The organism is Anabaena sp. AL93 (genome assembly GCF_001672085.1).
GTDB lineage: Bacteria > Cyanobacteriota > Cyanobacteriia > Cyanobacteriales > Nostocaceae > Dolichospermum > Dolichospermum heterosporum.
This window is the reverse complement of record NZ_LJOU01000212.1, coordinates 1-1344: the sequence shown is the minus strand read 5'-3', so window position 1 is coordinate 1344 and position 1344 is coordinate 1. Positions and strand designations below refer to the sequence as shown.

At 35.6% G+C, this 1344-nt stretch carries 1 pseudogene; it reads right to left on the bottom strand.

Going from position 1 to position 1344, the window contains the following annotated elements:
• Positions 1 to 1344 (bottom strand): annotated as a pseudogene (locus tag AN486_RS26520) (hypothetical protein); the annotation flags it as partial.

Sequence of the window (1344 nt, the reverse complement as noted above, 5' to 3'; positions counted from 1 at the left end):
GGATTTTTCTGGTATTTCTGATGGTAATGAATCAATATGGCATCTGATTCTATCTTTCATCAGTGCCTCACGCCGATCTCTCCTAAAACTTGCACCAGCTATTTTATCTAATATATCACCTTCAAAATCTACACCTTGACAATTGGCTTTGAATTTACAAGTATGACAAATGGGATTTAATGATGATTCACTATTTGATTCTTGATGATAGCCTTTAGATGCTAATTTATGAAATAAAGGTGTTTTGTGACAATTCCCGGAAATATTGGCTTCTTGATTTTGAGGCCAGTTAATGGTGGGATTACCCAAGGGGGTTAAGTTGTTCTCATCTGCATACATTCCATTATTTCTAACTGGTAAATCGGTGTAGTTTTCTTCTATTGATTTAGTGGTGGGATTGCGGTGTTCATTGGATATGTACCACAATTTATTGACTCGTAACCATTCTGGTATAGTTTCTCCTACAAAGTTGGATTTACCAGCCCCGGTACTGGACATATCTAATATATATTTTTTGCCACTTTGAATAGCTTGATTGTAGGTTTCTAATCTATTAGCAGAATCAAACCATATATCAACATCTAAATTACTCCTAGATGATTGTTGAAGTGGGATAGATGCTGGTATAGATTGTGGTATATGTGCTTGCTTGAGTAGGGTTTCGATAAATAGTTTACATTCCCAATCTTCCCCAGATATTTCCTGATTAACAGGTTGTTTTCCTATTGCTAATATGGCATCTATGTATGTATTCAGATGTTCTTTATAAGCTGTCTGAATTTCATTCTCTAGTAGTTGTCTACTGTATAATCCATCTGCTATTAAATCTGCGATATCATAGCCGTCTGTACTATCTGGATTTAATCTCTGGGGATTTAATTCAATGTATGGTAATTGTGCTTTGTTGGCTGCTATTCTTAGTTTGTTGGCTTTGTTGTAACCTGCTTTGTCATGGTCAGGATAATATACAATACCAGCAATATTATGAGATTTTAAGCATTGACAATATTGTTCTAGTTTGGCATCAGTCCATTGTGAACCTTGAAAGGTAGTGGTAAGTAAATTTTGTTGTCTAGCAGCATCAGTACATTTTTCCCCTTCAACTACTAAGACAAATTGGCCTTGACCATGTTTGATGATTTCTTCTTGATGGTAAACAGGCCAGGGTTTGTCACCAATTCCTTTAATACTGTTACCAAGAATATCCAGATGGTAAGGAATGGTGAGCTTTTTCTGTTCACCATCTTCTCTAAATTCGTATCTAATTACATACTGTGCATCTGAGTATGTATAGATGATTTGTGATCCTCTACTGTTATGTTTCTTTTGAGGAATAACACCAGG